This is a genomic window from Bacillus cereus group sp. N21, assembly GCF_016483395.1.
Lineage (GTDB): Bacteria > Bacillota > Bacilli > Bacillales > Bacillaceae_G > Bacillus_A > Bacillus_A pseudomycoides.
This window is the reverse complement of record NZ_JAEHBX010000440.1, coordinates 1-234: the sequence shown is the minus strand read 5'-3', so window position 1 is coordinate 234 and position 234 is coordinate 1. Positions and strand designations below refer to the sequence as shown.

The following is a 234-nucleotide window of genomic DNA, read 5'->3' as shown; positions in this document are numbered from 1 at the left end:
TGGGCCTAAATGGACTCGAACCATCGACCTCACGCTTATCAGGCGTGCGCTCTAACCAGCTGAGCTATAGGCCCATACAAATTGCAGAATTATTTTATATCATATTCTCTTTTAAGAGTCAATACGTTTATTGAACTCTCAAAACTAAACGAAAACAAAACACGGAAACTTATATTGATGAACAGCGTTCATCAATTCTCCATAGAAAGGAGGTGATCCAGCCGCACCTTCCGA

General features: G+C 41.0%; 1 tRNA gene. It reads right to left on the bottom strand.

Features of this window, described 5'->3' with window-relative positions:
- A tRNA-Ile gene (locus tag JDS96_RS31555) sits at positions 1-74 on the bottom strand.
- Between the last annotated feature and the right edge of the window lie 160 nt (positions 75-234).